Source organism: Marinoscillum sp. MHG1-6, assembly GCF_024714475.1.
GTDB lineage: Bacteria > Bacteroidota > Bacteroidia > Cytophagales > Cyclobacteriaceae > JAMZMI01.
This window is the reverse complement of record NZ_JAMZMI010000003.1, coordinates 650304-674567: the sequence shown is the minus strand read 5'-3', so window position 1 is coordinate 674567 and position 24264 is coordinate 650304. Positions and strand designations below refer to the sequence as shown.

Genomic DNA, 24264 nt, shown 5'->3' with positions numbered 1-24264 from the left:
TGACCATTCTTAACGCCATAAGAAATAAGCTACTGCACAGGGTAGTAGCGGTAGTTAAGAGAGGGACACCATATCAGGATAGAATTGCACTAAAAAAAGTTGAAATGGCTTGATTTTATCATAGATATCGATCAGATATGGCGAGTGGCCATATCCTTTGTAAACACCTCTAAAGTAGTGAAACTGCCCAACCCCCGCAACAGTGTCCACAATGCACTGCGTTCTGAAAGTCTAAGTCCAGAAAGGAAAAAGTTGCTAGGAGCACAAAAGCTGGCAGAATGGGCAGGTTCACGGTCGGATTGCACAGAAATATCAGATAGGCAGTTTGGCAATTCGCTATATCGCTTGTTATCAGGATTTTATTTGTATCGGTATTCAGCGAGTTTGTATTTTTTTTCTTCAATTATTCCGTACATCTTTTTTGTTAGTCCGTTCACGTAAAAGGTGTATTTGTACCTCATATCATCACTTCCTGGACCACCCACATAAACAATTTCTTGTTCAGGTTCTGGGGTTCGAACTATATTTCGCCTGCTCAGCAATTCATTGGAGTTGTACTCATATCTCGTAATCTCAATTGTTGCCGCTTGTAGATCAACTTCCCTTTTATAAACAAGTTGATTCGCTGAGTTAAAAACCAATGAAAGTTTATATGAATATGTATCAACAATCCCCCTGTTGGGTCGATAATAAAATTCTCTTTTTGAGTAGTTGAGAGTGTCATCTTTAATACCCATCAAGTCAAAAACTATTGAATCTTCACGATTTGAATATGTTTGTTTTTGTCTCGTTATCGTCCCGTTGGAGTTATACTCATATGTAGTGAAAGTCGAGTCAATTCTTGAAGGGTTATTAATGTCAAAGGTTTGAACCCAAAGTATTTCATCGTTCATTTGGTTGTACCGATATTCTTCTCTAGCGAGCAGTTCCTTTCTTCGGTGATATTCTTTAGAAATCGTTCGTCCCAGTTCATCGAGTTCCTCGTATGTCCAGTAGCCTCCGCCACCAGAACCACTGAAACTTTTTGTTGTAATCGAACCAATCCCTTTCAACAGTTCTTCGTTTTGCAAGAGTTGAGAACTAGCCGTCAGTGTGTTAAGAAGTAGAAGTAGGACTGTGAAGGTTCTCATAATTCCTGATAACGTCCATGTATGAGGCGTGTGCTCACACTTCGTTAATAGCTGCAAAATAGTGAAGTCTGCCGGTGCTTCCAAAGTTTGTAGAAAGCAGTGCGTTCTGAAGTGAAAAAATCCCGCTAAGCTTAAGTCTCCAAATAGCACTAATCTTTCTCGGCGGCAGACGAAACGGGTGAGTGCTAATGAAGTTTGTTGAAAGCACGGAAGCACATGCCTTATACATAATGTTATGAGCTTTTTACATTAGCCCATTGAGCTTTTTCTTTCTTGAGTTCTTGTATCTGTTCGTATTCAAGATGCAATCCATTGTATGTTCGTTGAAGTTCAATGTTGCCAAGAAAAAAATGTCTTCTAATCAGGTTAACCAAGTCTACCTTATGAGAAGAAGATTCAAGTTGGAAGTAAGTTCGAATATGTCCGTAAGTGGAATCAAAATCGATGTAGCTATCAACTCCTTGGGAGAATGAAGGGCCTCCATAAAATCGGTAAGCTCCCCAAGAGTCATCTTCCCAAAGAGGTTCATTTAATACTTGTTGAATATCAAATGAAAAATTCGAGATCTCTTGCCAATCATATTCTTTCCCGTTAATTGAGATATTTTGTTCAGTTATCTTCAGTTCTCCATCGAGGTAGCCAAACTTTTTTTGTTTCTCGTTGAATGACCATCTGGCACCTACAATAATCAGTAAACAAAGAATAATGAAAACGGCCATGTCCGTTTCTGAGGTCGTTTGAAATAGCTGGGTTAGAATCAAGTACAATATCATAATACCTAAACTTCCATAGATCAGCCTAGCAGAATTTAGTCTGAAGTCAATTCCAGTCCTTGGGTTAAAGATTATTGACTTGAATTCATTTTCCATTTAGTAGATATTGCTCATAACGCCCATGTATGAGGCGTGTGCTCACACTTAATGGACAGCACTAAAGTAGTGAAGTCTGCCGGTGCTTCCAAAGTTTGTAGAAAGCACTGCGTTCTGAAGTGAAAAAATCCCGCGAGGTGAAGTGTCCAAAAAACTCTGAATTTTCTCGGCGGCTGACTCACGGTCGAGTGCTGATGCCCTCTTTTAAAATGCTCTAAAGCACATGCCTTTCATACATAATGTTATCAGCTTTTACTCGTTTTGGAATTTTTTGACACATGTTTTTGTAAGTTCTGCAAACTTCAGCTTTAGTTCCTTGACTGGGAGTTTAGTCATGTCGATATATTCCTGTTTGGTTGTTGTTTCCATTATGTCTGAGATGGCACATTCGCAATAATTAATAGTTCTTGCATCTGAAGGATTGCTCGTTCCGTTGAGACATTCGTTGACCAGTTGTTGTTTGTCGGCATCTGTCCAGGCCTGGCTTGTTTGCTCTTCTGGAAAAGTATTTCCAACAGTTAGGTAGTAGATACCGATTAACATAAGGATCGGAGATAGTATTTTCATCATTTTTCCAAACTTCAAATGCCAGTTGACCATCCGTTCTTGATCACTTTCTTTCTTGTGCTTTGGTTTGTAAATCTTGAATGCAAGAAGAAATCCATAAAGTCCACCTAAAAAGGCGACTGTTCCAAACATGTAATCCCAATATTGTAGTATCATTTATTTCCAATTCTAGTTAAGAAAGCAACCATAATTATCGCAATTACTAAAGTCCCTCCAAGAGCAATAAATCCAGTTGTTCCAAGTCCTCCATACTGTTCAGAAATCAGATAGGCTCCTAAGAATAGTCCCAAGAAAATGGATATGCCTATTAGTACAAATTGTTTTCGTTCAAAGAGTTTCATGATACAGTGGTTGCTGATAACGCCCATGTATGAGGCGTGTGCTCACACTTAGTGGACAGCACTAAATTAGTGAAGTCTGCCGGTGCTTCCAAAGTTTGTAGAAAGCAGTGCGTTCTGAAGTGAAAAATATCCCGCAATCATAAGCCTCCAAATAGCACAAAACTTCCTCGGCGGCAGACGAAACGGAATAGATCAGATGCTCTTTGCAAAAGGCTCGAAAGCACATGCCTTATACATCATGTTGTGAGGCGTATTTATGCCACTCCGTTAACATAAAAGTTGGAGTATTCTTGCTTATCAATGTTAATGAGGATGTTCCAATAGCAATCGCCTCCATCGTCTACAATTATCGGTTCTGTTTTCCATGGCCAGGGTTGGAGTTCAAATTCTCCGTTATTCTCGACCATTCCATCCTTTATGTCACATAGAGCATTTACCCAAAGCATTCGTTCACCTGCTGAGTTAAGAAAACCGACATATTGTCGAAAGTAGTTGGGAAGACTTTGAATTGAAAGCAGTTCGCCTTCAGTTGTCCTAACTGCCTTTTTAATTAGTTGTTCAGCTTTTATCAGGTCTATTGTATCAGGATTCCAAACGTTCGCAAAATCTTGAGTTATGTATCTGAATTCTTCAGCCGGCAAATTTAGAATTGCGAATCTAAAGTTGATCCGTTCAGAAGTTTCCTTGTTGTTTCTGTTGGAACAGGAAGTCGCAAATGTTAAAATCAGAAGAGTGATGATAATGTTTCTCATGCGCAATGCCTCACAACGCCTAACTATCGGTTTGTGTGCCCACAGTTGGCAAGTACAGCTAAAGTAGCGGAAGTGCACCACAACCACTACGGTATCCATGAAAAACAGCGTTCCACAAGTAAAAATCCAGAACCACAGAAGTCTCCAAAAGCGATGAAGTATCAGAAGGTGCACTTCCGTGGGCAAGTCCCGATAAAGCTGGCAAAGAGGCAGTTTGGCACATAACCGATAGTGTCTGTTGTGCATCGTCTTAGCTCCAAGCCATTTTTATTTTCACATTACCTTGTTGAAAGTTGATGAGTACGGTTCCGCCTATCGCCCCGTCTTCACCTGGATAAATTTCAAATAGGTTCGTTCCGTCAGTTTGTGTTTTAGGAGTTAGTTCCTTTAGTCGTTTGCTGTTCTTGATCCACTGCTGAAGTTCCGGTTCAGAAAGGTTAAACTCTATGAAAAAAGTTCGAGTGAACATGCCGCCAGAAGTCTTAACTTTCAAATCGTTTGCCTGTTCAGGTAGTTCAGCCAGTCCGCCCCAGAGTAACGTTGTTTCAATGGCGTTACTACGTTCCCACGGCATTATGGTGTTGGTGAAATAAGGAACTATTACTAGTCCGATGAACAAGAAAATTACCGCTGCTATTCCAATTAGGATTCTTAATATTATCTTCTTCATGCTGATTTTGGAGTTCCCCCGATGATGCACAACGCCCAGCTAGCGGGCGGATGTCCCGAGCTTGGCAATTTTCGATAAAACTAGCGATCCTGCACCACACGCACAAAACGGTCAATAAAAAGCTGCGTTAACCCAGACATCCGCCAGAACTGCAGGCAGTTCTTCCACGCACTGAAAGTTACAGAAGGGGCAGGGAGCGATGAGTTCCTTCGATGGTTGCTAGTAGCAGTCTGCATCTGCATCGCTAGCGCATGTTAGCCACATTGTTTTAGATGTTGTAGATGATTTCTAAAGTTGAATTAATTCGGTCGGTTAACATTTCAACTAGTCCTGGATCTAAATATTCATATTCATCTTCAATGTGCAGAACTTCGATTTCAGGGAGTTCCATATGCCTAAATGTTCCAGAAATTCGGCCACTCTGACCATCTTCCATTACAAATATTAGATCTGCCCATTCAATGTCACGCTCCTTAATTTGTCGTTCACTTTTTGGGCTTAGTCCAACGGAGCGAATGTTGAAACGTTGATCATTCTTAAATATGTATTCGGCAGTTCTGCTTCTTCGTTTGTTGCGTCCGCAAACTACTAGAAGGTTTGGGCGTTCAGTCATCTTTAGGAATATAGCCAGAGTCAATCTTTGAAATCAAATCAAGTGTCAATTGACCATAACTTTTGTCATTAGTTACATTAATTATGACCACATCATTTATTTCACACTCATCATTGTTTGCAGAAAATAGTCCAAACCATATTCCTTCTTCAAAATCTTGATGTCCTGTTGTTATTATACGATGCTCAGGCAAATGGTAATGTTCAATGTCAACATCCCGATATACTATTTCTTCATCTGCCATATCATGAACTATATCTTGCTGCTCTCCTATACTACAGATGTAGCTGACGTTCCTATCAATTGACTTCTTGATAATTTCACCAAAGAATTGCTTGTTCTTTGATTTTGTCAAAATGATTACTAACCAGTTACTTGTTGGAAGCGCACTCGCCCAATTAGTCGAAGTGTCGAATTCTACAAATTTCACATTTCTGCCGTTGACTATGTTCATTTGATTCAGAAGTACTAATTGTGGCTAACGCCTAGCTTAGCGGCGGATGTCCGAAACTTGCTAGGTAACGATAAAAGTAACGAAGGTGCACCACCCCCACAAACTTTCAGATACCGATGCGGACAGAAAGACATTCGCCAGAAGCATCGGAGAAAATAGAATGCACAGAAATTTGCAGAAGGTGCACCGAAGTGGGCGAGTTCCTCAACAGCAGGCAGAAGGGCAGTAGACATCTGCCGACTTAGCGCTTGTTAGCTGACGTTTGTTTTAGCTTTTCAGTAAACTTCCAGAAAGCTTTTTCTTCTTCTTTCGAATAGATGTGATATGCTACATTGTCGTCTATCGATGTTAGGAAGTTCTTCAAAGAGTTGTTTGCAGACTTAGAAGCTACAATTTCTCCAGTTCTGTTATCTACAATAACATCAAGCTCCATTTTCTTCTTCTTGTATTGAGCCCAATAATAGGTGTCATAAATTGTTCCTAGTTCGTTTTGATAGATAAGTAGGAGATGAATTGTAAATAAACCATCATCAATAAATTGGATGTTCTTTTTAAAGCGAAGTTCGTCCTTGTCACCTGGCTGCAGTTCCCAAAATTTGTAGAAAACCCCATTACTTGAATCGTAGCTTAATTTGTAGATTCCGTCATACAAAAAATTTCGAAGTTTGTCGTCACCAGAAACGGTATCAATGCATAAAGCCGTTATGATGTTGGCTTTGGAGGTGCCAATATTTTCTAGATCAAAAACCACTTCTGTTTCGATGGTTGATTTAAGGTTCACAATTCCTTGGGAGTCAGCGATATCAGGTGTAATCAAGATTGAATCAACCCTTTCCCTGAAGTTTATGAGTTTGATACTGTCGACCTTAATTGTAGGCTTGTAATTGAGATTATTTAGGTTAGTCTGAAGTTCACTAATCTTCTTATTCTGGCTACAGTCGTATGTTAATGCAATGACTGAAAGAACAATTGCGAAAAAAGTAAAGCCAATATTTATTTTCTCAGATTTCTTCAACGTATGGGTATGTCAGCTAACGCCTAACTATCGGTTTGTGTGCCGACAGTTGGCAGGTAGCACTAAAATAGCGGAAGTGCACCAGAAGCACAACGGTATCTACAAGGCAGTGCGTTCTGCCGATAAAAATCCAGAACCACTGAAGTATCCAGAAGCCATGAAGTATCAGAAGGTGCACAGTAGCGGTCAAGTCTCGATAAAACTTGAAAAGAGGCAGTTTGGCACATAACCGATAGTGTCTGTTAGATTTTCGTTTTATTCCGTCTGTTTTCTCAGTTCCTTAAGTTGTTCGGAAGTGTCAATGGTCTCGTGAAATGAATCAAACTTTTCTTGTGGAATGTTCATTTCGTTGGCGTATTCTGCTACCTGGTTAAAAACTTCGTTCATTAGGGTTCTGTAGATGTTCATCAATGAGTCCTTTTTGGTTGCATCCAGTTCAGAGTTCTTCATCATAACAGCCGAATCTAGCATTGTTAGAACCTCGACTTTTCTTGCGTTCAAATACTCGTCAATTTCCGTTGTTGAAGTTCTTGGAGTGTTTTCTGGGTAGTTGCCAACATAGTTCTGGTATCCACTATAAATTAAGAAGGCAAACCAAAATACTTGTATTCCAATAGCTGAGGGTATATATAATTTCTTAAATCGTTCTCCGTATTTGTTAGTTGTATGAATGAAAATCGCCAGTATGAGAGTTATGGGTAACGCCAATAAAAGGTTGCCAATGCTCATCGTTATCGCCCCATCCCTAAAGGCAGTTTCTTCGTTTATCGTTTGGAAATTCTCGAAAAGTAAATGTCCCCAAGATCCAAAAACTGAATAGTATAAAAGGACGTTCACAATGATTGCTGCAATTAGGATTAAAATCTTTCTCATGGAGTTGATCAAATGAAATCTAACGCCCAGCTAGCGGGCGGATGTCCCGAGCTTGGCAATTTTCGATAAAACTAGCGATCCTGCACCACACGCACAAAACGGTCAATAAAAAGCTGCGTTAACCCAGACATCCGCCAGAACTGCAGGCAGTTCTTCCACGCACTGAAAGTTACAGAAGGGGCAGGGAGCGATGAGTTCCTTCGATGGTTGCTAGTAGCAGTCTGCATCTGCATCGCTAGCGCATGTTAGCCACATTGTTTTAGATGTTGTAGATGATTTCTAAAGTTGAATTAATTCGGTCGGTTAACATTTCAACTAGTCCTGGATCTAAATATTCATATTCATCTTCAATGTGCAGAACTTCGATTTCAGGGAGTTCCATATGCCTAAATGTTCCAGAAATTCGGCCACTCTGACCATCTTCCATTACAAATATTAGATCTGCCCATTCAATGTCACGCTCCTTAATTTGTCGTTCACTTTTTGGGCTTAGTCCAACGGAGCGAATGTTGAAACGTTGATCATTCTTAAATATGTATTCGGCAGTTCTGCTTCTTCGTTTGTTGCGTCCGCAAACTACTAGAAGGTTTGGGCGTTCAGTCATCTTTAGGAATATAGCCAGAGTCAATCTTTGAAATCAAATCAAGTGTCAATTGACCATAACTTTTGTCATTAGTTACATTAATTATGACCACATCATTTATTTCACACTCATCATTGTTTGCAGAAAATAGTCCAAACCATATTCCTTCTTCAAAATCTTGATGTCCTGTTGTTATTATACGATGCTCAGGCAAATGGTAATGTTCAATGTCAACATCCCGATATACTATTTCTTCATCTGCCATATCATGAACTATATCTTGCTGCTCTCCTATACTACAGATGTAGCTGACGTTCCTATCAATTGACTTCTTGATAATTTCACCAAAGAATTGCTTGTTCTTTGATTTTGTCAAAATGATTACTAACCAGTTACTTGTTGGAAGCGCACTCGCCCAATTAGTCGAAGTGTCGAATTCTACAAATTTCACATTTCTGCCGTTGACTATGTTCATTTGATTCAGAAGTACTAATTGTGGCTAACACCAAGCTAGCAGGAGTGCGCCCCGAGCTTGGCAAGTTCCGATAAAACTAATGAATCTGCCGGTGCTTCCAAAGTATCAGATAACCACTGCGTTCAGAAAGATGAAGAATCCTGCGAAATGCACCAACCAGAAAGCACCGCCCTTTCCCAGCGGCTGATTCATGGTGAAGTTTGCACTGAACTTAGCAGATAACCACTTTGGCGCATTCGTGCTAGCGATTGTTATATGGCGTATATTTTGACAGATTCAGAATTGTTCGGGTAAGTTCTTGAACAATCTGTTCTTCCGGGAAAGCAGAACCTCGTGAGAGAGCAATATATCCGTTTGCTGTTACAGCTTCAACTAATCGACTATATCCATCCGCTACTGCCCTAAATTGTTCGGGCTTTGCATTAAGTTTATAAAATCGGCTGTTCAGGTGCTCAAATATGCTGTTCCAGTCGCTTAATGAAATCTCTGTCACTTCAGTTGAATAACTAAATATTTCAGTATCACGAACAGTTGCTTCATCATAAATTCTTTGATCATCCTCCGTCCATTCAGACTGAGGAATTTTGTTGTTTGATATCTCCCAAAATCGCTTTTTATCTTTTCGCTTGAGTTGCCCGGCATCTAAATACGAATTATCCAGACCAACTTTGTTTGAGATTTTGGTTTGAATAATGTATCTGGAATCTTGCTTAAAGAGCTGAATTATTGTTGCAGGTTCAAAAGACGGGATCGTTAGGATTCTAATCATGCTATCAGATTGACAGCAATAGATTGGAGGTTCATCAAATGCCTTGAGATATTCAATGTTGAAATACACTCCAATAGAATCAACCCATGACTTATCATTGAACTCAACTTTAAATTTCTGTAGAGGCAGATAACTCGTATCTATTTGGAGTGTCACCTGTGAGAAGCCATCAAGGAAAATGATGTAAAACGTTAATAGTAAGACGAATTTTCTCATAGCGATCATGCCATATAACGCCCGTGTATGGCGCTGTGTGCGCCCCACTGGCTTATAGCAGCAAAATAGTGAAATCTGCCGGTGCTTCCAAAGTATCCAAGAGGCAGTGCGTTCAGAAGATAAAAACTCCTGCGAACTGAGATTGGTAGAAAGCAGTACAGTTTCCACAGCGGCAGATTCACGGTCGAGTTCCACCGACACTGGCTAAAAGCTCAGTTCGCACATGCGTCCATACACAATGTTATGGGCTGTTTTAATCGTTTAAGCTGTGAATTCTGTTCACAAAATGGAAGAATGAGTCAATTTCGGCTTGGAATTGTGACCGTTCCGGAAATCCCTCTCGAATATAGGTGCTGTCGTTCGTGAAGTAGATTATTCCATATCCTCCGAAATCAAATTTGTTAAAAGATGTGCCGTTTTTCAGAGTTACCGAAGTTGAATCTACGAGTTGATAATTGATCCAAGAGTGTTCAAGTAGATAAAATGCATCTTCAAAAATCGAATCCTCGGCAGCTTGATAGTTCGGAATGGCCTCCTGAAGAGAATCTGCTTCTGTTTCAGTTAGTCGGAGAATGTAAATTTCGGCAAATCTCGGGCTGGAAAAACTATCTCGTTGATAGATATAAGTTGACATGATTCGGTCATCGGGAGGCAGAATCGTCAATTTATTGTATTCAAAGACTTGTAAAATGAATTCCTGTTCAACACTGTCAGGAGGATAGATGAATTTAATTGTTGAATCAGTTGCAATAAATTTAGCCGTTGGTTCGGAAGGAATCTGTTCGTTGAAACTCCAGCGATAGAAGTTGTTCAGCGAGTCAAACATGAGCCAATGTGGCCAGTTTTTGTCGTTTGTATGCCACTGACCAATTACATTAGAATTTCCATGAAATGTTGGTTCATTAGGTTGTTGAGAACAGCCAAAGGAAACGAGTAAAATGAAAATAGATTTCTTGATAAGCTTCATTGGCAAGTTGCGGCAATAGCCCATAACAACCGAATATAGTGCACTTGTGCATTATATACGCCTTGTATCTAGGGTAAATCTAATGGGTTTTGAATTTTGGTAAGACCTTTAAGCGCAACAAATGTATATGCTTCCGTAGTTCTGGAGCTATTATGCCCCAACAATGTCTGAATATGCCTTAAATCTGTACCAGCCTCTAATAAATGTGTTGCAAAGGAATGACGCAACATGTGCGGTGTAATACGTTTCTGAATTCCAGCCCTTTTCGCTGCCTGAGAAACGATTCGCCCGACACTGGTAGCACCATACGGCCCGCCGTCCGGACCTTCGAATAGATAGGTCTTGGGCTTGTAATATTGATAATAGGTTCTTAACTCCTTTAACATTTTATTTCCTAGTAGAGTGTAACGGTCTTTTTTTCCCTTTCCCTGACGCACCATGATCATCATTCGGTCACTATCTATATCACTCAGCTTCAAATTGATAAGCTCAGATCTCCTCAATCCTGTGGAATAGAGTAAGCTGAGTATGCAGCGGTGCTTGATATTATGACAGCTTTCAATCATCTTAAGGATAGCCTCTTTACTGATCACCTTGGGCAAGGATTCCTTTTTGATGGGCCTTTCTACCGTGTAGAAACGGTTGGGCATTTCTTTCACTACCTCGTAATAAAACTTGATTGCATTAATACTCTGGTTAATATATGAGTCTGAATGTTTAGTAACAACAAGGTGTTGCAGATAATGACGGATGTCATATTCGTTGATTTCCAGTAGGTTTTCTACCGACTTAAAATGGTTGATAAATTTTTCAAACAGGGGGATATATACTTTGGCAGTGTTGAATGAATACCCTCTTATTTCCAGCTTTTGGTAGAATTCTTCCGGACAATATTTCCAGTTTTTTTGTGGTGTACGTTTTCGGTAATGATCCACACTTAGTGCTTCATTTCCATTATTTACCGGGCGATTTGCAAAGAAATGCCGACAATCTATCCAGGCAATGCCTTTGAATTTTTGAAAGATTTGATCGATCACTTCCGGCTCGTTCTTCAATACCACCATTTGGTATTTCTCACTCCATTTAGGCTCGGGAAGTTGCTTGATAAGGGCCTGGATCACTTTGTCAGGGTAGAATTTGATTCCAACCATCCTTTGATGATCAATGACCAGGTGTTTTAAAGTAATACGTCGATCGGTATAGCCTTGACTCATAGGGTAAAAAACGATAATGGCAATTCAATAGCCGTGTTTTTAAACGTATAGTTCCGTATATATCCGTTTAATAATACAGATAAAGTTATAACTTAACGGAATGGAACATGGTAAATGCGAAAATTGTGATGGGCAATTGACTGGTCGAGTAGATAAGCGGTTCTGTGATGACCAATGTCGGTCCAATTATCACAATCGAAATAAAAGGAAAAGTGAACGGGTCATTGCCGCAGTCAACAGGCAGATTAGAAAGAACAGAAGCATCCTCCACCGCTTTTGTCCTAATGGAAAGGCCACAGTGCGCAAAGAGCGCTTACTGGATGCGGGCTTTTCCTTTCAGTACTTTTCTTCGATCTATCAGCAGGGTAAGCTCGCTTACTATTTTTCCTATGAATATGGCTTCGCCCCAATTGTTGAGCAGTCTCATTCAGAAGGCCGACCTATAGAAAAGGTATTGATCATCCAATACCAGGAACATATGAAGGGTAAATTCGATCCGTGGAAATATTAGTTATGAAAACCATATAACGGATCAAGCAAAAAAAAATATGGGTCAATATGACTTCAGTCTGGATTTTGCCAGCTTTTTGAGGGGACGCCTGGTCCGATGAAAAAGTAGGGAAAACAATGAACATGCTCATTGAGCTTTTCAAGCCCGTCCATCATTAAAATTCCTTTGTCTCCAGCACTTTACCGAAACGGCTATAGGTGGTCCATGTGCCGGTTTTCTCCCCAAGGTTCCAGGTTCCTTCAGTGGCCACTTTGCCATTGTCATGAAAGTATTGCCATAGACCTGTTCGTAAGTCATTTTTGTAAGCGCCCATTTCGCTGACTTTGCCATTAGGATAGTAATAGGTGGCCGGACCGGTTTTGAGGCCGTTTTGAAAGCTTTCATTTGACATCAGCTCCCCGTCATCAAAGTAAGTGAGCACCGTTCCATTGCCATCTTCGATGGTGCCCGGGTCACGTTCTTCCCCCTGAATGGTGTAAAATGGCGTGACATTTAAAAGTCTTCCCAGGTTCCATTCCTGTTCCTGTTTCAGTTGTTCGTTCGGGTAAAAGGCACCCCATAGTCCATCCTTTTCATCTGTAAGGTAGGCGCCGATGGCTTTTAGTGACCCATCCGGGTGATACTCAAGCCATTGCTGATGTTTGAAGTCATTGAGGTACATGCCTTCGGATTCCAGGTTTCCATTTTCATGGAAGTACTTCCAGAGTCCTTGCTTCTGATCTTTACGGTAATCTCCAATGGAAAAAAGGCTGCCGGTTGGTATAAAGCTTAACCAGGTGCCTTCTTTGAGGTCAAAGCGGTATTGGCCCTCGACGCTTTTTTTACCGTACTCAAAATATTCCCGGTACTTTCCATGCCTTACCCCGTTTTCGAAGGTGACCTCTTTTGCCTTAACGCCGTTGTAATAATAATAGGTCCAGGTACCCGATGCTACACCATCTTCATATTGTTCTTCGTGCTCTATGTTTCCGTTGAGGTAATAGAAAGTTGATTTCCCAACGAGTTCTCCCAGCTTATAGTTCTTGCGGTAGTTGATGGCCCCGTTGTCGTAGTACTCAATCCAGATGCTGTCTTTAAGAGCGTTTTTGTACTGACCTTGCAGTGCCAGGTTCCCGATATCATAGTATTCGTAATAGCGTCCTTCCAATATTCCGTTTTGATAAGGGGTCTCATTGATGCAAACTCCCCGAGAGTCATATTTCCGTGAATAGCCATCCTTTATTCCTTGCTTGTAGGAAATGATCTCCCTAACCGTGCCGTCCGGGTAATAGTATTTCCATGGGCCCTCTTTCTTTTGATTGGTTACTTGCCCATAGGCAGAAAGAACACCTAAATACTTCACCGAGTAGGTGCCATCTACCAGTGAGTCTTCGGGGATTCCAAGTTTTTCAGCAAGGGAGGATTGCGCATTTACAGCTGTTCCGTAGAATACCAGAATAAGGGCAGCTAATTTTACGAGTGTCGGTGCGGGAATTCTCATTATGATTTCAGTAGCAGCAAATATTGTGCAAAACTTCCCAATGTGAAAGCTTCAAACTCATCCCATTTCTGAACCGGGATATGTCGACTTATTTTCATGAATTTATGCTGGTGTATATGCTCTGTCATTTCCCCAATATCAAGAGTGGATGCAGGTACGTAATTGTCTTTTCCGAAATGGTATTCCCAAGGGCTTCGGTTGACGCAAAAGTAAAGGTCTTGCTGCTCTTTTATTTGGGTGAGGCATTGCTCATTGATCATGCTGAGCGCATCTCCGGATAGGTGCATGGTGCAGCTGAATTCATTTCCCCACCATAGCATGGTACGAAAGGTGAAAATGGATTTTTGAGTAAATAAGCGGGGAAAGTCCAAAACGAAGTAGGGGAGTCCGTTGTAATTTTCTCCCCGGGAAATTTTTCCGGCCTGGATCAGGGCATTTTCCGGGAAGTTAAAGGCGCTTTCCTTAAGCTGAATTTTTATTTCGTGTTCAATACCTGCCAGACGGGAAATGACCTTTTTAGCCAGGGACTCTTTGAGCATCAAAAATCGAGTGTCGCTAAGGATATCAAGCTCTTCTTTTGTCGGTTTAAACTGCTCTCCTACCATCTGATCAATGCTGATGCCCATGTGAAACCACTACCAAATGCCGCCAGGCATACCAGGTCTCCTTCTTTTATTTTGCCTTCCATCCAGGCCTCGCTCATGGCAATGGGGATAGAAGCTGCTGTGGTATTGCCATACCTCATGATATTATTGTAAACCTGGTTATCGGATAACCTCATTTTTCGCTGAATAAACTGGCTGATGCGTAAGTTAGCCTGATGAGGTACCAAAAGGCTAATGTCTGAAGCAGAAAGTCCATTGGTGTTTAAGGCTTCTGTGATGACTTCCTCAAATCTGGTCACCGCATGCTTGAAAACATAGTTGCCGTTCATATAGGGATAGTAACTGGTGTCCTCCGGGTCATTTTTCTCAATGATCTCATCTACCCAGTGGCAGGTGGCCGGACTGATCAGGGCCAGTTCCCTGGCATGCTTGCCTTCCGAATGTAAGTGAGTAGAAAGTATGCCCTTCTTTGGGTTCTCACTCCTGGAAAGGACCACCGCTCCGGCACCATCACCGAAAATCACCGTGATCCCACGACCACGGGTGGTTTTATCCAATCCTCCACTATGATATTCTGAGCCGATGACTAACACATGCTTGTACATGCCGGTCTTTACGAACTGATCTGCTACCGACAACCCATAGACGAATCCGGAGCATTGGTTGCGTACATCCAATGCGCCCACCTCACGGATACCCAGTAATTCCTGAACCTGCACTCCGGGGCCCGGAAAGTAATAGTCCGGACTCAGGGTCGCAAAGATGATAAAGTCAATGTCCTCCGGGGTAAGTCCGGCATTTTCGATGGCTTTCAATGCGGCTTTGGTGCCCATGGTCGAAGGCATATCATCCGTTTTGGGGTCTACCCACCTTCGTTCCTGAATGCCCGTTCTTTCCTGGATCCATTCATCGGTGGTTTCCATCATGGAGGCCAGGTCATTGTTGGTCACCACATTTTCGGGAACGTAATGCCCGATTCCGGTAATTTGGGAGGTGTACATGGGGTGCGTGTTTAGGTTATTTATCGTTTAGAAAGATAAACAAACACGAGCATTTATGCAGGCCGCTTATGTAAGCGGTAATACAATCAGTTAATTCTAAAATCCTTGAAGTGAGTGACTTTCTCGCCACCGGTATCATGGACTTCAAATTTGTCATTGAATATGACCTTTCCGCCACTCAGGATTTCTACATTAAAGATCTCATTAGAGAAGATTTCGGTAGTGTACTGACCATTGCTGTTGGTGGTAGAGTGGAAATATTCGTCTGAATATTGAGACGGTCGAAAACGGATCTGTGCATTTGATACAGGATTTCCCTGCGCATTGGTCAGACGCCCGGTGATTTTTACCTTTTCCACTTTCCAAAAGAAGTAGATGTCATAGCCTCCTTTGGTATGAAGACGGTCAGAGACAAAATAACCCGATGCCTGGTCGGCATTCATTTTGAAATGGAATTCGTCATCCGGGGAGTTGATAGGCCAGCCGAGGTTGGTCGGTTCGCTCCAGCTGTAGTTAACTTCATCCAGTTTAGATAGATAGATGTCATATCCTCCAACCCCGCCCGGTCGGTCTGAGACGAAGTAGAACGACTTTTCATCAAGGCTTAAATACGGGCTGTCTTCATTGAATTCCGTATTGATGGCGATAGAAAAAGGAGCCGGTTTACTCCATTTGCCATTTTCGGGATCTCTAAAGGACTCATAGATGTCCAGGCCAGTGGTTTTGTTTTCCGTTGCGAAAATAATTCGATCCTCATGTTCATTGATGAAGAAGTGCGAGGCCAGCTGATTATTGGAAACTTTACTGTCAAATTCAATCGGCGAGGTCCAGTTATCACCCTTTGGATGGCTGTAGTAGAGATCACCCCCATTGTCTTCTCTGAACAAAAACAGTTTTCCGTCTTCGTTAACGACCTCCACGTTGGCAGTGCTTTCAGTAAAACTACCTAGCGTAGGAATGACTTTTGGGGGAGTCCATCCGGAACCGTCCTTCTTGGAATAATAGATTTTATAATCCTGTCCACCTTTGTTTGAGGCGAAGAGTAATTCCTGATTTTCTTTAGAGTATACCGGGGTGAGCTCATTTGCATTGGTATTCACAGGGCTCTCCAGTTGATGGATTTCAAAATCATCCGGATTGTCAAAGAACTTGAGCAGGTGGGAGGTTTGGGCCATAAGTTCCTGAATGTTTTGATCCTGGGTGTTGCCATTGAATTCGGACTGCTCCCGAAATCGTCTGAAGGCAACCACGGCGTCCTCAAAAAGGTATCGCTGAAGGTATATTTTGCCCTGCCAGTAGAAATAATATTCATCCTTATTATAGCTGCCCTCCAGTGCCAGGTACGGATCTGGTGATTTTTCCGGGTCCATCATCAACTCGCAGGCGATTTGTTTATATTCCGTGCCCTCAAACTTTGGGTTTATGGCCGAGACCTCCTGAAAAAGGGTAAGGGCCTCGCTGTAATTTTCTGCAGACAATGCTTCATCCGCTTCATAGTATCGCTTTGCTTCCTTTTGAGCCTGAGCCGAAAAGGAGGATAGGAGAATGATGGCTATTAGGACGGTAGAGCGTGCAAATTGTAGCAAGATTTTCATGCCTGAAATTTCGTGATTTTTTACCAAAATGTCTTTTTCAGAGGTGGAAGTTATTCAAAGATGCCAATGATCCAGGGTCATTTTTTCAGAAAAGGGTGTAGTTGCCATGCTGATCAGATGGCTGACTGGGTTCAATAAGGGAGGCACCCGTTAAATTCAAATTGTTTATCATCGGACTTACTGAGTAGAAGGTCAATTCTTTCAGATTAATATTGTTGAGGATAGATTCCAGTTCTTCGAATTCGAGTGCAGGATCCAGCCAACTTTCGGCTTGCTTTTCATCCAGTAAGGCAGGCGCATCCTCGCTGTAACCTATGAGCGGTGCTTTGGTAGGTACCGTGATCATATTGAATGAATTGGAAACAGAACCGTCAAACTCTTCAAACTCCTCATAGACCCCTGCGATGATCATGGGTTCCTTGTTTGGTCGATGGAAATAGTAGGGGGTCTGAATTTTTTTGGACACCTGCTTCCAGACATAAAGACCGTCAGTCAGGATCCAGCATCGGTTAGTGCCAAGGATCTTGCGGTACATTGGCCGGCCCAGTGCCGCGTCCGAGGCCAGGTTAAAAAGGCGCTTGCTGATCGATTTGTTATTGGAAAGCTTACTGGAAAGTCCCCAGTAATATAGTTGTACGGCCTCAGGGCTGGTGTTTGTGACCACAGGAAGTTTCTGAGTTGGGGCAGCATTATAAGTAGGCTCAAATGGCTCCTCAACATTTTTCCCAAGCACTTTTTCAATAGTCTCCGGGCTAAACCCAACAGTATATCGATCGAACATATGGTTGAAAGTTACTACGTTCCCGCTTTTTATAAAAAAATCATCTCTCAGAGCAGAATTTGACCGCTATTTCCTCTGACCAGTAAGGGCCAGACAGACCCTGAGAAAAACCTACATGCCCACCCTGATCAGGAGTTAGGAGCGTAATGTTTTGATTGAGCGAAGCCAGGCTTTCATCTGAACTTTTTTCAGATACCAGCGGGTCATTTTTAGCATTAAGAATGAGTGTTGGAATTTTTATGTCCTTCAAAAAGTGGATGGAACTGTTCTGATTGTAATAATCTGTAGCCCCTTTAAATCCATGAATCGGTGCGGTAAAATATTCATCAAAGTCTCTCAGCGTTTTTACTTTTTTGAGATCACCCATAGGCATCGATCCCGGAATTTTTCGCTCCTTTCGTCTCACTTTTTGTTTAAGGTTGGTGAGAAACCTCTGCTCATAAATAAAATTCTGAGGAGCAGAAATGACATCCGAGGAGGATCCCAAATCGACCGGAACAGAAATCACCGCAGCTCTTTTGATTCGAGGATCGAGGTCACGTTCACCCAGGTATTTTAATGTTAGGTTACCTCCAAGGCTGAATCCGACCAGGGTGATGTCCTCATAAGATTTTAACCCTTCACTGACCACGGTATCCAGATCGTAGGTGGCGCCGCTGTGATATAAGATAGGTTTTGAATTCATCTCACTGCTGCATCCTCTGAAGTTCCAGGCACACACATCATAGCCGTTTTGAAAAAAGATTTTAGCCATACCCAGCACGTAGGATCGGTCGCTACTCCCTTCCAACCCGTGCTGTAGGATCATTAACCTGTCGTTGCCATTTTTATACCAGTCCAGGTCCAGAAAGTCATCATCCGGTGTGGAGATCCTTTGCCTGACAGGTTTAGTGAGTCCGTTGACTTTTCGGAAGAGTGCAGGATAGATCGTTTCCAGATGTCCATTGGGTAGCCAAAAGGGACGCTTGTATGAATATTTTAACAAATTGAAGTAAAAGTTTAAAGGTTGGGGCAAAAATGAAGACTTCTCTTTAAAGATTGAGAATTAAAAGAGTCAATTTAATGTTGGTAAAAAATCGACTTGACTTAACTTTGGGACCCGAATTAACAATTTATAAAGCTTAAAAATGGCCGAAGTAATCAGAATGCCCAAAATGAGTGACACCATGGAAGAGGGTGTTATTGCATCTTGGATCAAAAAAGAAGGAGATGAAGTGAGCTCTGGTGATATCCTTGCAGAAGTAGAAACGGATAAAGCCACGATGGAATTGGAATCCTATCAGGATGGCGTGCTACTACACATTGGTGTAAAAGAGAAAGATGCTGTTCCGGTTGATGGTGTTATTGCAATCATCGGTGAGAAGGGAGAAGATATTTCAGGCCTGCTTAGCGAATTGAAAAATGGAGCCACAGCTGCTCCCGCAGAGGCTGCAGCACCAGCTGCAGAAGAGGCATCTGCACCTGCAGAGTCGATAGATACTTCCGGTATCAATGCTACGGTGATCAACATGCCGAAAATGAGTGATACCATGCAGGAAGGTGTGATCGCTTCATGGCTGAAAAAAGAAGGAGATGAGATCTCATCAGGAGATATTCTTGCTGAGGTTGAAACAGATAAAGCCACCATGGAACTGGAGGCTTACGAAGATGGTGTACTACTGCACATTGCTGTAGAGGCCGGAGGTTCAGTAGCAATCGACGCACCTATTGCTGTTATTGGTGAAAAAGGTGCTGACTGGAAAACGTTGTTGGCCGCTCAGTCTCAGTCTTCAGCGCCTGCAAAAGAGGCGGCACCTGCTGAATCTAAACCTGCTCCTGCTTCGGCCCCTGCTGCATCAGCATCTTCCCCGGCACCCGCTGCAACGTCAGATAGCGCTAGCAATGGTAGGGTAAAAGCTTCGCCATTGGCTAAAAAGCTTGCTGCAGATAAAGGAATTGACATCTCTCAGGTTTCAGGATCAGGAGAAGGTGGTCGAATCATCAAAAAAGACGTAGAAGAATTTAACCCTGCATCTGCTCCGGCCGCGGCATCTGCACCAGCTGCTTCAGGTGTATCTTTCCCTGCGGTTGTAGGTCAGGAGAGCTATGAGGATATCCCAGCCACTCAAATGAGGAAGGCTATTGCGAGAGGATTGATGAATAATCAATTCGGCGCGCCGCACTTCTATTTGACCATGGAAGTGGATATGGATAAGACCATTGAGGCTAGAAAAGCGATCAACGAGCAGGCTCCGGTAAAAATCTCTTTCAACGATATCGTGATCAAGGCGGTGGCAGCAGCGCTTAGAAAGCATCCTGATGTAAATACTTACTGGATCAGCGAGACCAACAGCATCAGAAAGAATCATCACGTGAGTGTGGGTGTGGCAATGGCCGTAGAAGATGGGTTGATTGTTCCTGTAGTGAAATTTGCTGACAATAAGAGTCTGGCTCAAATCTCGACTGAGGTGAAAGATTTCGCAGGAAAAGCTAAGGCTAAGAAGATCACTCCTGATGAAATGAGTGGTAACACGTTTACCGTGTCTAACCTTGGAATGTTTGGTATTGATCAGTTTACGTCGATCATCAACGCGCCTGAGTCTTGTATTCTTGCTGTAGGAGCGATCAAGGAAGTGCCTGTAGTTAAGAATGGCCAGCTGGTTCCGGGTAATGTGATGAAAATGACGCTTACTTGTGATCACAGAACAGTGGATGGGGCTGTTGGAGCAGCATTCCTTCAAACTTTGAAAGGCTTCATCGAAGACCCTGTTACAATTTTGATCTAAGAAACAGAACTAAACTATATCAATGTCCCGTTAAACAACGGGACATTTTTTTTATCATTAAATGCTATAAATTTTATTATCCCTAAAATGAGGAATAAAATTTAGATGAACATTCTGCTTCGTGCGAGGTTTCATGCATGCTGCTGTTATTAACTCATTACAGATGAAAGTCAATTTACTCGCTATAGTTGCACATCCTGATGACGCGGAGCTGGCCTGCGCCGGTACGCTGATCATGCATCAGATGAAAGGTCATACCACAGGCATCATTGATTTAACGAAAGGTGAAATGGGCACGCGTGGCACTCCTGAACAACGAATCATAGAGGCCGAAGAGGCAGGTGAAATCATGAAGCTGGCTGTCAGGGAAAATATGGGGTTTGCCGATGTCTTCTTTAAAAACGACCATGAGCATCAATTGAAGCTGATAGAGAAGATCCGCAAGTATCAACCTGATATTGTAATTGCGAATGCGAAGTATGATCGTCATCCTGATCACGGACGGGCAGCGCAATTAGTAGAGGAGGCGTGCTTCAACGCCGGCTTAAGGAAGATAGAGACCAAAGACGAAAATGGCAACCTTCAGTCGCCATGGCGTCCGGCCAAGGTCTTTAACATGATTCAAAGCACTTCCCTGGAACCAGATTTTTTTGTGGATATCAGTGAGGCTCAGGAGAAGAAAATGGAAGCAATCAGGGCATTCAAAACCCAGTTTTTCAATCCGGACAGCAAAGAACCTCAAACCTACATCTCCAAGCCGGAGTTTATGCTAATGATCGAAGGCAGGGCTAAAGAGTACGGTCATCGTATTCAGGTAGCCTATGCAGAAGGCTTTCAATACAGCCAGGCACTTGGGGTAGGAGACCTGTTTCAGCTTAAATAAAAGTCCTGGGAGCGATCATGTTCCCGTAGTGCCATCAACTTGGTTTCCTTCGAACCCTTGAAGTGAGGGATTTTCAAATACTCGTGTTGTAGCCATTCCAGGGCATCAATGATGTCAATGTTTGGATAGTATCGGTCACGCATGAAATGAACAAATTTCAGCGCCCTGAACCCGTCAAACCATTCAAAAAATCGCTTTTGTAGTCGCTCAGCGTTTGGAGAATTCTTTTTCATCTTCTGAAAGGCAGTCTCAAAATCATTTTCATCAACGAACTTTTGACATTTCTCAGAAAGGATCATCTCATAGCTAGTGGTACAATCATATAGATAGGCCGCCGCTTCGATAAAATGCTTTAACTCAATGAAGACCCTTGGATTATAGACTTCATAATTAGAGTCCTCATTCTTAAGGTATTTTTCCACAGCCTGCCCTGTGCCGAAAGGCACACGATCAGAAACCCGGTCCGAGGGATAGATGGCGGTGTTATTGATTTCTCCCATTCGTCCGAGCGGGGTCATTTTATGGATGAAGTAAAAATCCTCCCCAGCCTTACGGGTGTTCATGCCCCCCTGTTTTTGATAAGCACGGGACTTTACAGTAATGCACGATCCTAAGGTTTGAAAGGCGAAGGGGAAGTCCGCCCATCTTAGTGCATTGACATAATAGCGTAAATACAGTTCATAGTCTACAATAGCATCAAGATTCTCCCCATTGAGGGTGTGTTCATAGTGGATCAGGCCTACAAGATAAGTTTGGGTGTAGTATTCTTTGATGGCTGACAGGTAATTGGTCTCGCAGGTACAGTCGGCATCGTAGCATACGATAATGCCATCTTTTTCCTGCTCTTCAAAAATCCTCACCGCCTCATCCATTCCAATTTTCCTGGCCAGACCGACGCCCGCCTTTTTAGGGGGCAACTTTACCAGTTTGAAGAGAAATTGAAACTGAAATTCAGCTCCTTCGATATTCTGTAAAGTTTTTTGGTTTACCTGCGCAAGTCCCGAATCTTCATTCTCTGATTCATTGATGATCGCGATTACCAGTACATCCTCATTGTCTGAGCATTTGTTTAGTGACTCCAGCGCCTTCATCAGGTTCGGCTCATGATAAACAGGGATGACCACGATGAGGTCCGGGGATGTGGTGGGTGAAAAGTCAGGAAAGACCCTGGTGGGCCACGCGTACCGTTCAAGGTATAGATTCTTCATGTCAGGGAGAAAGTCTTTCTATTTTCCACTCATTATTGACATGGCTGTACAATATCCTATCGTGCAACCTGCTCGGCCGACCCTGCCAGAACTCTATACTGTCCGGGATCACACGATATCCACCCCAAAAGTCAGGAAGTGGGATTTTGCCATTTTTAAATTTTTGTTTGATTTGTTCGAGCTTGGATTCCAGGATGCTTCTAGAAGTGATGACGCTACTTTGATGTGAAACCCACGCGCCCATTTGACTGCCCGCAGGCCTGCTTAAGAAATATTTTAACGACTCAGCAGAAGACACTCGTTCTGTTGATCCCGTGATCGAAACCTGTCTTTCTAATCCATACCAGGGGAAGAGCAGACTCACCCGGTTGTTTTGCTCAATTTGCTTTGCTTTTCGGCTGTTGTAATTGGTGTAGAAAACAAACCCGTTCGTATCAAAGGCTTTAAGTAATACCGTTCTTTGGGTAATTAATCCGGCTCCGTCGGATGTTCCCAGTATCATGGCATTAGGTTCCAGAAGTTCGGCATTCAGCGCCTCTTCAAACCATTTTTCAAATTGTTTGAATGGAGATTCATCGACCGTACTTACATCTAATTCGGCTTTTGAATACTCATTTCTCAATCCGGCTATGTCCACTTTCATCGAATACACTTAGGGATACAATGGGTTTATGCTTATTATTGATCAAAGATAATTATTCGTGCTACGGCACAGGAATTAGGCGGATATAAATTAAATGAAGTACAGAATAGACCTAGCGGTAGATAGTAGTCAGGAATGGATTGATGCTGTAATGGGTGATTTTGACGAGTTTTTAAAAGATCATGCGGATTGTGAGCGCAAGGCATCTGCTATGGCCATGAGTTTCGTAGCTAAATACCCGGATCGCTTAGAAATCATACCTGAGTTGATAGATACGGGAATTGAGGAGTTGGAGCATTTTAAGCAGGTCTATGAAATCATGAAAGAGCGTGGCATACAGCTGACGCATGAGATGAAACAGGATGTTTACGTGAAACAGTTAATCGATGGCTGTAGAAGTGGGAGAGAAGATCGTTTTATGGACCGATTGCTGTTGGCGTCATTGGTAGAGACTCGTGGAGCTGAGCGTTTCCGAATGGTTTATGAAGCACTTGATAATCCATCGCTCAAGAAGTTCTATCATGATCTTTGGGCATCTGAAGCGAGACACGGAGAGGTGTTTGTTCGCATGGCTCTCAACTATTTTGATGAAGAGCGAGTCTATGAAAGACTGGAAGAGATGAAAATACATGAAGGAAAAATTTTAAGTAGTTTACCAATTAAACCTGCATTGCATTAGATGGATTATTTTGTTCCGGACCATATCACTGAACCAAAAAGGGGTGATCTGCTTATTTCAGAGCCGTATCTCCCTGATCCGAATTTTGAACGAACGGTTATCTACCTGTGTGAACATGATGAAAACGGGTCATTTGGATTTGTGCTCAACAAAAAATCTCCCAATAACCTGGAGGAACTTATCGGAATTCCGGGCTTTGAAGGAGATGTGTATGTGGGTGGGCCTGTACAGCAGGATACTCTTCATTTTTTGCATAGAGATACCTTGATGTTGGAGCCGAAAAAGGAAATTGCTAACGGCATTTGCTGGGGAATTGATTTTGATGGGCTGTTAGGGTCAGTTGAAAATAAAGTTATTAGTCCGAAAGACGTAAGGTTTTTCGTAGGGTACTCCGGATGGTCCGATGGGCAATTAATGGGGGAAATTGAGGCGCGGTCGTGGATTGTATATCAAAATGCGCCCCAGGAGCTGGTATTTGATGTGGAGCCCGGAGAATTATGGAAAAGGGTGCTGCAGGAGATGGGAGGAAAGTTTAAGGTAATATCAAATTACCCCCTTGATCCCAGATTAAATTAATATTAGCTTTGAATAAGTATAGTAGATTG

Annotated in this window: 28 protein-coding genes; 5 read left to right on the top strand and 23 right to left on the bottom strand. The window is 42.4% G+C overall.

All coding sequences use genetic code 11. The features are described from left to right. Positions 1-359 precede the first annotated feature (359 nt). The 15 genes from NXR94_RS10095 to xerA form a co-directional block, all read right to left on the bottom strand. Positions 360-1130 carry a hypothetical protein gene (locus NXR94_RS10095; protein WP_258104497.1) on the bottom strand — a complete coding sequence of 257 codons (771 nt, stop codon included), beginning with the start codon at positions 1128-1130 and terminating at the stop codon, positions 360-362. A 233-nt stretch (positions 1131-1363) separates the two neighbouring features. Next, positions 1364-1999, bottom strand: a complete 636-nt coding sequence (locus NXR94_RS10090) for a hypothetical protein (RefSeq protein WP_258104496.1) — start codon at positions 1997-1999, stop codon at positions 1364-1366. 252 nt (positions 2000-2251) lie between these two features. Then, complete coding sequence (locus NXR94_RS10085; protein WP_258104495.1) at positions 2252-2722, bottom strand: hypothetical protein; 471 nt, start codon at positions 2720-2722, stop codon at positions 2252-2254. Next, positions 2719-2907 (bottom strand): hypothetical protein, encoded by a 189-nt coding sequence (locus NXR94_RS10080; RefSeq protein ID WP_258104494.1) that lies wholly within the window; start codon positions 2905-2907, stop codon positions 2719-2721. The genes NXR94_RS10085 and NXR94_RS10080 overlap by 4 nt, the downstream gene beginning before the upstream one ends. Before the next feature lie 254 nt (positions 2908-3161). After that, positions 3162-3659, bottom strand: a complete 498-nt coding sequence (locus tag NXR94_RS10075; protein WP_258104493.1) for a hypothetical protein — start codon at positions 3657-3659, stop codon at positions 3162-3164. Between the two features lie 250 nt (positions 3660-3909). Beyond that, the gene (locus tag NXR94_RS10070; protein WP_258104492.1) at positions 3910-4329 is read right to left on the bottom strand and encodes a hypothetical protein; all 420 of its coding nucleotides are present in this window, start codon (positions 4327-4329) and stop codon (positions 3910-3912) included. A 268-nt stretch (positions 4330-4597) separates the two neighbouring features. Then, positions 4598-4942, bottom strand: a complete 345-nt coding sequence (locus NXR94_RS10065; protein ID WP_258104489.1) for a protein-tyrosine-phosphatase — start codon at positions 4940-4942, stop codon at positions 4598-4600. Further along, a complete protein-coding gene (locus NXR94_RS10060) occupies positions 4935-5396 on the bottom strand; it encodes a hypothetical protein (protein WP_258104488.1) in 462 nt (153 codons plus the stop codon). The genes NXR94_RS10065 and NXR94_RS10060 overlap by 8 nt, the downstream gene beginning before the upstream one ends. Before the next feature lie 241 nt (positions 5397-5637). Further along, positions 5638-6411, bottom strand: a complete 774-nt coding sequence (locus NXR94_RS10055) for a hypothetical protein (protein WP_258104491.1) — start codon at positions 6409-6411, stop codon at positions 5638-5640. A gap of 255 nt (positions 6412-6666) precedes the next feature. Beyond that, on the bottom strand, positions 6667-7284 hold the full coding sequence (locus NXR94_RS10050; protein ID WP_258104490.1) for a hypothetical protein: 618 nt from the start codon (positions 7282-7284) through the stop codon (positions 6667-6669). Between the two features lie 259 nt (positions 7285-7543). After that, a complete protein-coding gene (locus NXR94_RS10045) occupies positions 7544-7888 on the bottom strand; it encodes a protein-tyrosine-phosphatase (protein WP_258104489.1) in 345 nt (114 codons plus the stop codon). Beyond that, positions 7881-8342 carry a hypothetical protein gene (locus tag NXR94_RS10040; protein WP_258104488.1) on the bottom strand — a complete coding sequence of 154 codons (462 nt, stop codon included), beginning with the start codon at positions 8340-8342 and terminating at the stop codon, positions 7881-7883. Before NXR94_RS10040 ends, NXR94_RS10045 begins: the two co-directional genes overlap by 8 nt. Before the next feature lie 241 nt (positions 8343-8583). Then, positions 8584-9327: a hypothetical protein gene (locus NXR94_RS10035; protein ID WP_258104487.1), complete on the bottom strand. Its 744-nt coding sequence runs from the start codon at positions 9325-9327 to the stop codon at positions 8584-8586. 253 nt (positions 9328-9580) lie between these two features. Then, complete coding sequence (locus tag NXR94_RS10030; RefSeq protein WP_258104486.1) at positions 9581-10294, bottom strand: hypothetical protein; 714 nt, start codon at positions 10292-10294, stop codon at positions 9581-9583. A 68-nt stretch (positions 10295-10362) separates the two neighbouring features. After that, positions 10363-11508, bottom strand: a complete 1146-nt coding sequence (xerA, locus tag NXR94_RS10025; protein WP_258104485.1) for a site-specific tyrosine recombinase/integron integrase — start codon at positions 11506-11508, stop codon at positions 10363-10365. Between the two features lie 100 nt (positions 11509-11608). On the opposite strand from xerA, the gene NXR94_RS10020 reads away from it, so the two are divergent. After that, on the top strand, positions 11609-12019 hold the full coding sequence (locus NXR94_RS10020) for a hypothetical protein (RefSeq protein WP_258104484.1): 411 nt from the start codon (positions 11609-11611) through the stop codon (positions 12017-12019). A 154-nt stretch (positions 12020-12173) separates the two neighbouring features. Here the strand turns inward: NXR94_RS10020 and NXR94_RS10015 are convergent, their stop codons facing one another. The 6 genes from NXR94_RS10015 to NXR94_RS09990 form a co-directional block, all read right to left on the bottom strand. Beyond that, positions 12174-13499, bottom strand: a complete 1326-nt coding sequence (locus NXR94_RS10015) for a toxin-antitoxin system YwqK family antitoxin (protein ID WP_258104483.1) — start codon at positions 13497-13499, stop codon at positions 12174-12176. Continuing rightward, on the bottom strand, positions 13499-14125 hold the full coding sequence (locus NXR94_RS10010) for a hypothetical protein (protein WP_258104482.1): 627 nt from the start codon (positions 14123-14125) through the stop codon (positions 13499-13501). Before NXR94_RS10010 ends, NXR94_RS10015 begins: the two co-directional genes overlap by 1 nt. Next, positions 14098-15105, bottom strand: coding sequence for a 3-oxoacyl-ACP synthase III family protein (locus tag NXR94_RS10005; protein WP_258104481.1), 1008 nt, complete (start codon positions 15103-15105; stop codon positions 14098-14100). Before NXR94_RS10005 ends, NXR94_RS10010 begins: the two co-directional genes overlap by 28 nt. Positions 15106-15191: 86 nt before the next feature. Beyond that, positions 15192-16700 (bottom strand): hypothetical protein, encoded by a 1509-nt coding sequence (locus NXR94_RS10000; protein ID WP_258104480.1) that lies wholly within the window; start codon positions 16698-16700, stop codon positions 15192-15194. An 85-nt stretch (positions 16701-16785) separates the two neighbouring features. Continuing rightward, positions 16786-17481 (bottom strand): SOS response-associated peptidase, encoded by a 696-nt coding sequence (locus NXR94_RS09995; RefSeq protein WP_258104479.1) that lies wholly within the window; start codon positions 17479-17481, stop codon positions 16786-16788. A 40-nt stretch (positions 17482-17521) separates the two neighbouring features. Next, positions 17522-18466 carry a YheT family hydrolase gene (locus tag NXR94_RS09990; RefSeq protein ID WP_258104478.1) on the bottom strand — a complete coding sequence of 315 codons (945 nt, stop codon included), beginning with the start codon at positions 18464-18466 and terminating at the stop codon, positions 17522-17524. A gap of 142 nt (positions 18467-18608) precedes the next feature. Here NXR94_RS09990 and NXR94_RS09985 point away from each other — a divergent pair, with 142 nt between their 5' ends. Both NXR94_RS09985 and bshB1 read left to right on the top strand, forming a co-directional pair. Then, the gene (locus tag NXR94_RS09985; RefSeq protein WP_258104477.1) at positions 18609-20246 is read left to right on the top strand and encodes a pyruvate dehydrogenase complex dihydrolipoamide acetyltransferase; all 1638 of its coding nucleotides are present in this window, start codon (positions 18609-18611) and stop codon (positions 20244-20246) included. Positions 20247-20409: 163 nt separating this feature from the next. After that, on the top strand, positions 20410-21129 hold the full coding sequence (gene bshB1, locus NXR94_RS09980) for a bacillithiol biosynthesis deacetylase BshB1 (protein ID WP_258104476.1): 720 nt from the start codon (positions 20410-20412) through the stop codon (positions 21127-21129). Here the strand turns inward: bshB1 and NXR94_RS09975 are convergent. Continuing rightward, entirely contained in the window at positions 21117-22337 is a 1221-nt protein-coding gene (locus NXR94_RS09975; RefSeq protein WP_258104475.1) for a hypothetical protein, read from the bottom strand. The two genes, bshB1 and NXR94_RS09975, sit on opposite strands and share 13 nt — an antisense overlap. A 1-nt stretch (position 22338) precedes the next feature. Beyond that, positions 22339-22980 (bottom strand): pyridoxamine 5'-phosphate oxidase, encoded by a 642-nt coding sequence (gene pdxH, locus NXR94_RS09970; protein ID WP_258104474.1) that lies wholly within the window; start codon positions 22978-22980, stop codon positions 22339-22341. A gap of 94 nt (positions 22981-23074) precedes the next feature. Here pdxH and NXR94_RS09965 point away from each other — a divergent pair, with 94 nt between their 5' ends. Further along, on the top strand, positions 23075-23659 hold the full coding sequence (locus NXR94_RS09965) for a tRNA-(ms[2]io[6]A)-hydroxylase (protein WP_258104473.1): 585 nt from the start codon (positions 23075-23077) through the stop codon (positions 23657-23659). After that, entirely contained in the window at positions 23660-24235 is a 576-nt protein-coding gene (locus tag NXR94_RS09960) for a YqgE/AlgH family protein (RefSeq protein WP_258104472.1), read from the top strand. Positions 24236-24264: the final 29 nt, after the last annotated feature.

What these genes read in the sequence shown, in the direction of transcription:
- NXR94_RS09965 (WP_258104473.1), top strand. Translation starts at nt 23,075, where the DNA reads ATGAAGTACAGAATAGACCTAGCGGTAGATAGTAGTCAGGAATGGATT.
- NXR94_RS10005 (WP_258104481.1), bottom strand. Translation starts at nt 15,105, where the DNA reads ATGTACACCTCCCAAATTACCGGAATCGGGCATTACGTTCCCGAAAAT.
- NXR94_RS10040 (WP_258104488.1), bottom strand. Translation starts at nt 8,342, where the DNA reads ATGAACATAGTCAACGGCAGAAATGTGAAATTTGTAGAATTCGACACT.
- NXR94_RS10090 (WP_258104496.1), bottom strand. Translation starts at nt 1,999, where the DNA reads ATGGAAAATGAATTCAAGTCAATAATCTTTAACCCAAGGACTGGAATT.
- NXR94_RS09995 (WP_258104479.1), bottom strand. Translation starts at nt 17,481, where the DNA reads ATGTTCGATCGATATACTGTTGGGTTTAGCCCGGAGACTATTGAAAAA.
- NXR94_RS10030 (WP_258104486.1), bottom strand. Translation starts at nt 10,294, where the DNA reads ATGAAGCTTATCAAGAAATCTATTTTCATTTTACTCGTTTCCTTTGGC.
- NXR94_RS10035 (WP_258104487.1), bottom strand. Translation starts at nt 9,327, where the DNA reads ATGAGAAAATTCGTCTTACTATTAACGTTTTACATCATTTTCCTTGAT.
- pdxH (WP_258104474.1), bottom strand. Translation starts at nt 22,980, where the DNA reads ATGAAAGTGGACATAGCCGGATTGAGAAATGAGTATTCAAAAGCCGAA.
- NXR94_RS10085 (WP_258104495.1), bottom strand. Translation starts at nt 2,722, where the DNA reads ATGATACTACAATATTGGGATTACATGTTTGGAACAGTCGCCTTTTTA.
- NXR94_RS10080 (WP_258104494.1), bottom strand. Translation starts at nt 2,907, where the DNA reads ATGAAACTCTTTGAACGAAAACAATTTGTACTAATAGGCATATCCATT.
- NXR94_RS10065 (WP_258104489.1), bottom strand. Translation starts at nt 4,942, where the DNA reads ATGACTGAACGCCCAAACCTTCTAGTAGTTTGCGGACGCAACAAACGA.
- NXR94_RS10045 (WP_258104489.1), bottom strand. Translation starts at nt 7,888, where the DNA reads ATGACTGAACGCCCAAACCTTCTAGTAGTTTGCGGACGCAACAAACGA.
- NXR94_RS09975 (WP_258104475.1), bottom strand. Translation starts at nt 22,337, where the DNA reads ATGAAGAATCTATACCTTGAACGGTACGCGTGGCCCACCAGGGTCTTT.
- NXR94_RS10015 (WP_258104483.1), bottom strand. Translation starts at nt 13,499, where the DNA reads ATGAGAATTCCCGCACCGACACTCGTAAAATTAGCTGCCCTTATTCTG.
- NXR94_RS10070 (WP_258104492.1), bottom strand. Translation starts at nt 4,329, where the DNA reads ATGAAGAAGATAATATTAAGAATCCTAATTGGAATAGCAGCGGTAATT.
- NXR94_RS10000 (WP_258104480.1), bottom strand. Translation starts at nt 16,700, where the DNA reads ATGAAAATCTTGCTACAATTTGCACGCTCTACCGTCCTAATAGCCATC.
- NXR94_RS10020 (WP_258104484.1), top strand. Translation starts at nt 11,609, where the DNA reads ATGGAACATGGTAAATGCGAAAATTGTGATGGGCAATTGACTGGTCGA.
- xerA (WP_258104485.1), bottom strand. Translation starts at nt 11,508, where the DNA reads ATGAGTCAAGGCTATACCGATCGACGTATTACTTTAAAACACCTGGTC.
- NXR94_RS09985 (WP_258104477.1), top strand. Translation starts at nt 18,609, where the DNA reads ATGGCCGAAGTAATCAGAATGCCCAAAATGAGTGACACCATGGAAGAG.
- NXR94_RS10050 (WP_258104490.1), bottom strand. Translation starts at nt 7,284, where the DNA reads ATGAGAAAGATTTTAATCCTAATTGCAGCAATCATTGTGAACGTCCTT.
- NXR94_RS10075 (WP_258104493.1), bottom strand. Translation starts at nt 3,659, where the DNA reads ATGAGAAACATTATCATCACTCTTCTGATTTTAACATTTGCGACTTCC.
- NXR94_RS10060 (WP_258104488.1), bottom strand. Translation starts at nt 5,396, where the DNA reads ATGAACATAGTCAACGGCAGAAATGTGAAATTTGTAGAATTCGACACT.
- NXR94_RS09960 (WP_258104472.1), top strand. Translation starts at nt 23,660, where the DNA reads ATGGATTATTTTGTTCCGGACCATATCACTGAACCAAAAAGGGGTGAT.
- bshB1 (WP_258104476.1), top strand. Translation starts at nt 20,410, where the DNA reads ATGAAAGTCAATTTACTCGCTATAGTTGCACATCCTGATGACGCGGAG.
- NXR94_RS10010 (WP_258104482.1), bottom strand. Translation starts at nt 14,125, where the DNA reads ATGGGCATCAGCATTGATCAGATGGTAGGAGAGCAGTTTAAACCGACA.
- NXR94_RS10095 (WP_258104497.1), bottom strand. Translation starts at nt 1,130, where the DNA reads ATGAGAACCTTCACAGTCCTACTTCTACTTCTTAACACACTGACGGCT.